Consider the following 7,729-nt stretch of genomic DNA (forward strand, 5'->3'; position numbering starts at 1 on the left):
GTACGGGAACGGTGGTTGCCGCTCCCCTACGGGCCGTTGTCGGCGACCGGGGGTGTACAGGGATAATCCGCTGCCCATGGGTCAGTGCGCGGGGGCCGACGCCGGGTCGCCCGAGTCCTTGGCGCGGCGGTCGGGCTGCTGCGGGATGCTCACCTCGCCGGGCCCGCCGTCGTCGGCATCCGCCGCCTCGGCCGGGCCCGCCGAGTCTGCCGGGCCCGCCGAGTCTGCCGCGGCTGCCGAGTCCGCCGTATCGGCCGCATCCTCCCCGTCCGCTCCCTTGCCGAAGTGGTTGAAGGCGAGGTTGAGGACGATGGCCACCAGGCAGCCGGTGCTGATGCCGGAGTCCAGGACGACCAGCAGGTCCTTGGGGAGGTTGTGGTAGAAGTCCGGCGCCGCGATCGGGATCAGGCCGATGCCGACGGCGGCCGCGACGATCAGGGAGTTCTCGCCCTTCTCCATCGCGGCGGAGGCCAGCGTCTGGATGCCGCTGGCGGCCACCGAGCCGAAGAGCACGATGCCGGCGCCGCCCAGGACGGGCAGTGGGACCAGCGAGATCACCGAGGCGGCCACCGGGGACAGGCCCAGCAGGATCAGGATGAGGCCACTGGTGGCCACGACGAACCGGCTGCGCACCTTGGTCATCGCGACCAGGCCGATGTTCTGGGCGAAGGCGCTGTTGGCGAAGCCGTTGAACAGCGGGCTGATGGCACTGCCGAGGGTGTCGGCGCGCAGTCCGCCCTCGATGGTGCGCTCGTCCGCCGGGCGGCCGACGATCTTGCCGAGGGCAAGCATGTCGGCCGTCGACTCGGTCATGCACACCAGCATCACGATGCACATGGAGACGATTGCGGCGACGTCGAACTGCGGTGCCCCGAAGTGGAAGGGCGTCGGGAAGCCGACGATGTCCGCATTGGCGATGGCGGAGAAGTTGGTGATGCCGACGGGTATCGCGATCAGGGTGCCGGCGACCAGGCCGAGGAGGATCGCGATCTGCTGGAGGAAGCCGCGCAGGACCTTGCGCAGAACCAGCACGATCAGGAACGTCAGCGCGGCCATCCCGATGTTCGTCAGGGAACCGTAGTCAGGGGCCCGGTCGTTACCCCCCTGGGACCAGTTGAAGGCCACCGGGAGGAGGGAGACGCCGATCAGGGTGATGACGGTGCCGGTGACGACCGGGGGAAAGAAGCGTACGAGCTTGGAGAAGTAGGGGGCGAGGACGAAGCCGAGCACACCTGCGACGATCACCGCGCCGAAGATGATCGGCAGCGCGTTCTCGGGGCTCTGGGCCTTGCCGATGGCGACCATCGGTGTGACACCGGCGAACGAAACACCGTTGACGAAGGGGAGCTTGGCGCCGACCTTCCAGAAGCCGAGGGTCTGGAGGAGCGTCGCGATGCCTGCCGTGAAGAGGCTGGCGCCCATCAGGAAGGCGGTCTCGGTGGGGCTCAGCCCGCAGGCGGGTCCCACGATCATCGGCGGGGCCACCACGCCCGCGTACATCGCGGCCACGTGCTGGAGGCCGCTGGTGAACATCTTCAAGGGCGGGAGGGTCTGATCGACCGGATGCTTCCGGTCCGCCTCCGACTTCTGCCCGGTAATTGCGGCCACTGCGGGCCTCCTGTCGATTTCTGCATCGCCGGCGGCCGGCGAAGCGAGGCTGTCACGGAGGGCTTGCCATGTGGTGCGGTGGTGCGAGAAGTCGCGCTGGTGAGCGTGCGGGCAAAGCGGTGCGCTTGTGGCGCGTGGTGGACGAGGTGGGGAGGTTGACCGGCCCGGGGGTACGAGGAGATCCCGCACCCCCGGGGTCCGGCGCTTGTGGATCCCGCTCGGATCCACAAGCTCAGCCGGGAGCCGTCCCTCCCGGCCGAGTCTTGTGCGGTGCGCCCGAGGGGATCAGCCCTCGGAGGCGATGCGGGCCAGACGCTGGGCCTCGGCGCGTGCGGTGCGCGCGATGGCGTCCTCGTCGACGTTGGTGAGGTGGTTGTCCTCGACGACCGGCTTGCCGTTGACCAGCGACAGCGTGACCGGGGCGGCCGCGCCGAAGACCAGGGCGGTGACCGGGTCGGCGATCGACGAGTGGCCGAGGCCGTCCAGCTTCCACAGGACCAGGTCGGCGAGCTTGCCGGCCTCCAGGGAGCCGATCTCGCCGGTGCGGCCGAGGACCTGAGCGCCGCCGTAGGTGCCGAGCCGCAGCGCCTTGCGGGCGTTGAGGGCGGCCTCCTTGTGGGCACCGAGGCGGTTGATGAGGAGCGCGTTGCGCAGCTCGGTGTGGAGTTCGCCGGACTCGTTGGAGGCGGTGCCGTCGACGCCGAGGCCGACCGGGACGCCGGCCGCGAGCATGTCGGGGACGCGGGCGATACCGGCGGCGAGGCGGGCGTTGGACGAGGGGCAGTGCGCCACGCCGGTCTTCGTACGGGCGAAGGCGGCGATGTCGGAGTCGTTCATGTGGACGCAGTGCGCCATCCACACATCGTCACCGAGCCAGCCGGTCGACTCGAAGTAGTCGGTCGGGCCCATGCCGAACAGCTCGTGGCAGAACTTCTCCTCCTCCACGGTCTCCGAGCCGTGGGTGTGCATCCGCACGCCCTTACGGCGGGCCAGGTTGGCGCCCTCCCGCAGGAGTTCGGTGGAGATGGAGAACGGCGAACAGGGCGCGGCCGCGATGTGCACCATCGAGCCGAAGGAGGCGTCGTGGTACTTGTCGATGGCCTCTTCGGTGCCCAGCAGCGCGCCCTCGGTGGTCTCGACGGCGAAGTCCGGGGGCAGCCCGCCGTCCTTCTCGCTGCGGTCCATGGAGCCGCGGGCCAGGGTGATCCGGGCGCCGATCTCGGCGGCCGCGGCCAGCTCGGCGCCGACCAGGTCGCCGGAGCCCTGCGGGAAGACGTAGTGGTGGTCGGAGGCGGTGGTCACGCCGCCCTTGACCATCATGCCGAGCGAGCCCTGGGTGGCCGCGGCGAGCATCGGGGCGTCGATGCGGGCCCAGGTCGGGTAGAGCGCGACCAGCCAGTTGAAGAGGTTGTGGTCGGTGGCCAGGCCCCGGGTGATCCACTGGTAGAAGTGGTGATGGGTGTTGATCAGGCCGGGGGTGACCAGGTGTCCCGTGGCGTCGACCCGGCGGACGACGTTCTCCAGCCCCTCGGGGGCCTTGCCCGCGCCCAACGACTCGATGATGTTGTCCGCGACGACCACATGGCCGGTGGCGTACTCGGTGTCGTTGGCGTCGACGGTCGCGATGGCGCAGTTCTCGATGACGATGCGCTGCTTCACCGCGCTGTCAGGGGATGCCGATGCTGCCATGGTGCTTCCTACTTTCCGTACTGGCGGTTTGGGCACGGCATGGCCCTACGGGATTTGAGTGCCGGAGCCGGGCGAGGCGGCTGACAGTACCGCCGCCCGTGTGCTGCTCCGGGTGCCGAGATGGTGGAAGAACAGGTTGAGCGCGACCGCTACCAGAGCTCCGGCGCTGATCCCGGAGCCGAGCACGGTCTGTGCCCAGGCGGGGAAGTCGGCGTAGAAGGTCGGCGCGGCGAGCGGGATGATGCCTGCGCCGAGCGACACTGCCACCAGGATGATGTTGGAGCTGTCGTCGAGCCCGGCCTCGGAGAGCGTACGGATACCGCTGACCGCGATCGAGCCGAACAGGACGATACCCGCGCCGCCGAGCACCGGCATCGGCACCAGGGAGACCACGGCGCCCAGGACGGGGAAGGCGCCGAGGACCAGGAGCACGGCGCCGGCGAGGGCGACGACATAGCGGCTGCGCACCCGGGTCAGCGACACCACACCGACATTCTGCGCGAAGGCGCTGGTGGGGAAGCCGCCGAAGACCGGCCCGAGGAGGGTGGCGATGCCGTCGGTGCGCAGTCCGCGGGTGATGGTGGCGCCGGTGGTCTTGCGGTCGCAGATCTCGCCGAGGGCGAGCATGCCGGCGGACGACTCCGTCATCAGCACCAGCATGACGATGCACAGCGAGAGGATCGCGGCGGGCTGGAACTCGGGGGCGCCGAAGGCGAAGGGGGTGGGCAGTGCGGCGATCGGGGCCGAGCGCAGCCCGTCGACGCTCGCCATCCCGAAGGGGATCGCGGCCAGCGTGCCGGCGACCAGGCCGATCAGCAGCGCGACCTGCTTGACGAAGCCCTGGGTGAAGCGCTGGATGAGCAGGATCACCACGAGGGTGAAGCCGGCGAGCGCCAGGTTCTTCATGTCGCCGAAGTCGGCGGCGTGCTTGTCGCCGCCCTGTGCCCAGCCGACCGGTACGGGCATCAGGGTGACCCCGATGAGGGTGATCACGACGCCGGTGACCAGTGGCGGGAAGAAGCGGAGCAGTCTTCCGAAGAACGGGCCGATCGCGAGGCAGAACACCCCGGCGACCATAACTGCCCCGTAAATCGCGGGGAGTTGGTGGCCCTTGGCGGTGGTCTCGGCGATGGCGAGCATCGGGGTGATACCGGCGGAGCTGGCCGCGTTGACGAACGGCAGGCGGTTGCCGGCGAACTTACGGATACCGAGTGTCTGGAGCAGCGTCGCGAGTCCGGCGATGAGCAGGCTCGCGGCGATCAGCCGGGTGCGGCCGGCGGTGTCCAGGCCGACGGCCTGGCCGATGATGAGCGGAGGGGTGACGACACCGGCGTACATGGCAGCAATGTGCTGGAGCGCTGCAGGGACGAGGCGCTTGGCCGCCGGCTTTTCGTCCACCGGATGGACCGGTGGGACGGGGTGGTGCTCAACTTGCTCTTGCTGTGCCATGGGTCGTTCCCCTCGGATTTCGCGCCCCCTCCCCGTTGCGGGGTGGGGAGGGGTCACGAGGCACGGCGTTGCGTCGAGGCCGTCAGAGGTTCGTCAGATCCATCGGGATCCGGGCTTCGACACCGTCGCGCAGAACAGTGGCTTCGATCAGGCCGTACGGGCGGTCCGCCGCGTAGTAGACCTCGTTGTCGTTCTTCAGCCCGAACGGCTCCAGATCCACCAGGAAGTGGTGCTTGTTCGGCAGCGAGAAGCGGATCTCGTCGACCTCGGAACGGTTGTTGATGATGCGCGAACCCATTTGGTACAGGGTCTGCTGGAGGGAGAGGCTGTAGGTCTCCGCGAAGGCCTGCAGCATGTGCTTCTTGACCTGCTCGTACGAACGCTCCCAGTTGGGCATCCGCTGCTCGTCGTCGGTCCAGTTGAACCGCCAGCGGCTGGCTACCTGCGTGGCGAGGATGCGGTCGTACGCCTCCTTGAGGGTCGTGTACTTGTCCTTGATGTACCCCCAGAACTCCGAGTTGGTGGAGTTCATGACGACCAGGTCCTTCAGGCCGGAGATGACCTGCCACTGCTCACCGTCGTAGGTGATCTCGGTCAGCCGGGTCTCCTGGCCCTGTCGGACGAAGGAGTGCTTGACGTCGTCCGAGCCGATGAACTTGGAGTTGGCGTCGGAGGTGACGATCCGCTCCCAGGCGTACTCCTCGATGCGGATACGGGCCTGCTTGATCGGCTCCTGGCTGGTGACGAAGTGCCGGGCCAGGTGGATGCCGAACTGCTCGGCCGACTCGATGCCGTACTCCTTGGCGAAGGCGTACACGGTGTTCTTGGTCGTGTCCGTCGGCAGGCAGTTGGCGTTGGAGCCGGAGAGGTGGACCTCTTCCAGGTCGCCGGAGAGTGCGACCGAGACGTTCAGGTCCTTGATGTGGTGGGTGTCGCCGTCGCGGGTGATCTTGACGACGCGGTTTTCCGCTTTGCCGTACTGGTTCTGGCCGAGAATCGTGGGCATGTCGGTGCTAGCTCCCTCGGTATACGGAGTAGCCGAACGGGTTGAGCAGCAGCGGTACGTGATAGTGCTCGCCCGGCTTGACGGCAAAGGTGATTGCCACCTCCGGGAAGAAGGCTCCGCTGTCCCTTACGCGGGGGGCGTCCTGCTGTTCCTCGGCTTGCTGGGTTGCCTGGTGATGAGTGCAGTGTGCGTGTGAAGCGAAGTAGTCCTCGACCGCGAAGTCGAGGCGTACGTGCGTGGTGCCGTCCGGCAGCGCCGGCAGGTCCTTGCAGCGCCCGTCGGCGTCGGTCCTGGACGCGCCGTGGGCGGTCCAGGCACCCTCGCTTCCGGAGCGCACCGCGAGCGTGAGGGCGACACCCTCGGCGGGGCGGCCCACGCTGGTGTCCAGGATGTGCGTGGACACCGACGTCGGTGCAGCCGTCTCGCTGCTCATGCTGCGTCTCCTTCTGCAAGTTCGGTCAGACGGGTGAGGCGAATCCGGTTGATCTTGCCGAGCTCGACACGAACGATCTCTCGTTCCTGTTCCGGCGTGTTGTCGATCCGGTTACGGACCGCATCGCGCATCTGCTCCCCGGTACGGCCGGAGGCGCAGATCAGGAAGACATGCCCGAACTTCTCCTGGTAGGACAGATTCAGTTCGAGCATCTCCGCCTTGAGCTCGTCGGAGGCGCCGGCCATCCCGCTCTGCTCACGGGAGGAGGTCGGGTCGCCGGGCTTCGGCCGGCCGATGGGCGGGTGGCCCGCCATCGCCTCGGCCAGGTCCTCCGCGGTCAGCTCGGCCATGGCGGCGTCGCTCGCGGTGAACAGGGCGTCGGTGGTGGCGTACGGGCGCTGGGCGAGAATCTTGCTCCCCCATGCCCGGCTGGCACACACCTCGTGCAGTGCGGCCGCTGCCGTACTGTCGTCGGCGGCGTTGAGCCGGGAAAGACCCGGGGTCGAACTCGAAGACACGGGAAGCCTCCGTGGCCTGGTGCTGGACAGCTCTGCTTGGCTGGAAACAGCTAAGACCCCCGGCAACATCTCGTCAACACTTTGTTGAAAACTCGGCAACACAAAAGCCGCCGTCCGGTGATTCCGGACGGCGGCTGCGGGTTCGGGGCGGGGGCTTGCGACCGGATCGCCTCAGTCGGCGGCCTTCGCGGCGTTCTCCCGGTTCAGGTAGTTGTACACCGTGAAGCGGCTGACGCCGAGCGCACCCGCGACCGTCTCCACGCCGTGCCGTACGGAGAAGGCGCCGCGCGCCTCCAGTATCCGTACGACCGACTGTTTGGTCTTGCGGTCCAGGTCCGCCAGCGGCATGCCGTGCCGGCGCTGCAGCTCGGCGAGGATGTGGTCGAGCGAGTCCGACAGATGCGGGAGCCGTACGGCCACCCGGTCCTGCCCCTCCCAGGCCAGGACGACATCGTCACCCTGGGCCAGGTCGGGCGCGACCATCTGTCCGCCCATCGCGTCCACCAGCGGCTTGACCGCCTGGACGAACGGGTGGTCGGCGGGCTCCGTCATGACGCCTCCCCCTTGTCCGGCTCGGCGTCCGCGATCACATTGACCTGCAGGGAAACCCGGGTGGCGCCCGCCTCCAGGGATTCACGCAGCAGGGCGTTGACCGCACCCAGGACCCGGTCGGCGTCGCCCTCGGCCGTATTGCCGAACGGGCCGACATCCACGGCGTCCAGCTCGGCGCCGGTGACGATGTCCCGCGCCACCACCGCATGGGGCGGCGCCTCATCCAGGTCGAACGGCTCCGTCGTGAACTCCACTCTCAATCGCACGCGGTTCAACCTACGCGCGGTTCGCCCCCATCACCAGAAATTGCCCAGGACCCCCCTTGACAGCGTCCGAGCCGGGCAGGCAGTGTTCCGTTCCGCAGAAACTAAGTTCCACAATTCGGAAGGGGCGCCGGCCTTCATGGGTTTCACGGACACGCGCTTCAACGTCAATCTGTCGATTCTGTTCACCGAGCTCGCGTTGCTGGAGCGG

The 7,729-nt window shown here is 68.3% G+C and carries 8 protein-coding genes; all 8 read right to left on the reverse strand.

What is annotated here, in order from left to right:
* Positions 1 to 81: 81 nt before the first annotated feature.
* Entirely contained in the window at positions 82 to 1,608 is a 1,527-nt protein-coding gene (locus tag ACZ4S3_RS31615) for a nucleobase:cation symporter-2 family protein (RefSeq protein ID WP_467940400.1), read from the reverse strand.
* Between the two features lie 285 nt (positions 1,609 to 1,893).
* A complete protein-coding gene (locus ACZ4S3_RS31620) occupies positions 1,894 to 3,297 on the reverse strand; it encodes an 8-oxoguanine deaminase (protein ID WP_467940404.1) in 1,404 nt (467 codons plus the stop codon).
* A 45-nt stretch (positions 3,298 to 3,342) separates the two neighbouring features.
* Positions 3,343 to 4,746, reverse strand: coding sequence for a nucleobase:cation symporter-2 family protein (locus ACZ4S3_RS31625; protein ID WP_467940406.1), 1,404 nt, complete (start codon positions 4,744 to 4,746; stop codon positions 3,343 to 3,345).
* A gap of 82 nt (positions 4,747 to 4,828) precedes the next feature.
* Positions 4,829 to 5,752 carry a factor-independent urate hydroxylase gene (gene pucL / locus ACZ4S3_RS31630; RefSeq protein WP_467940409.1) on the reverse strand — a complete coding sequence of 308 codons (924 nt, stop codon included), beginning with the start codon at positions 5,750 to 5,752 and terminating at the stop codon, positions 4,829 to 4,831.
* Positions 5,753 to 5,759: 7 nt separating this feature from the next.
* Positions 5,760 to 6,185 carry a hydroxyisourate hydrolase gene (gene uraH / locus ACZ4S3_RS31635; protein ID WP_467940411.1) on the reverse strand — a complete coding sequence of 142 codons (426 nt, stop codon included), beginning with the start codon at positions 6,183 to 6,185 and terminating at the stop codon, positions 5,760 to 5,762.
* A complete protein-coding gene (gene uraD, locus ACZ4S3_RS31640; protein WP_467940413.1) occupies positions 6,182 to 6,703 on the reverse strand; it encodes a 2-oxo-4-hydroxy-4-carboxy-5-ureidoimidazoline decarboxylase in 522 nt (173 codons plus the stop codon). Before uraD ends, uraH begins: the two co-directional genes overlap by 4 nt.
* A 171-nt stretch (positions 6,704 to 6,874) precedes the next feature.
* Entirely contained in the window at positions 6,875 to 7,255 is a 381-nt protein-coding gene (locus ACZ4S3_RS31645) for a helix-turn-helix domain-containing protein (protein WP_467940415.1), read from the reverse strand.
* On the reverse strand, positions 7,252 to 7,521 hold the full coding sequence (locus tag ACZ4S3_RS31650) for a hypothetical protein (RefSeq protein ID WP_467940418.1): 270 nt from the start codon (positions 7,519 to 7,521) through the stop codon (positions 7,252 to 7,254). Before ACZ4S3_RS31650 ends, ACZ4S3_RS31645 begins: the two co-directional genes overlap by 4 nt.
* Positions 7,522 to 7,729: the final 208 nt, after the last annotated feature.

Source organism: Streptomyces sp. NPDC028368 (assembly GCF_055565615.1).

Excerpts from the sequence above, each read along its gene's own strand:
- ACZ4S3_RS31620 (WP_467940404.1), bottom strand. The coding sequence starts at position 3,297 with ATGGCAGCATCGGCATCCCCTGACAGCGCGGTGAAGCAGCGCATCGTC.
- ACZ4S3_RS31625 (WP_467940406.1), bottom strand. The coding sequence starts at position 4,746 with ATGGCACAGCAAGAGCAAGTTGAGCACCACCCCGTCCCACCGGTCCAT.
- pucL (WP_467940409.1), bottom strand. The coding sequence starts at position 5,752 with ATGCCCACGATTCTCGGCCAGAACCAGTACGGCAAAGCGGAAAACCGC.
- uraH (WP_467940411.1), bottom strand. The coding sequence starts at position 6,185 with ATGAGCAGCGAGACGGCTGCACCGACGTCGGTGTCCACGCACATCCTG.
- ACZ4S3_RS31645 (WP_467940415.1), bottom strand. The coding sequence starts at position 7,255 with ATGACGGAGCCCGCCGACCACCCGTTCGTCCAGGCGGTCAAGCCGCTG.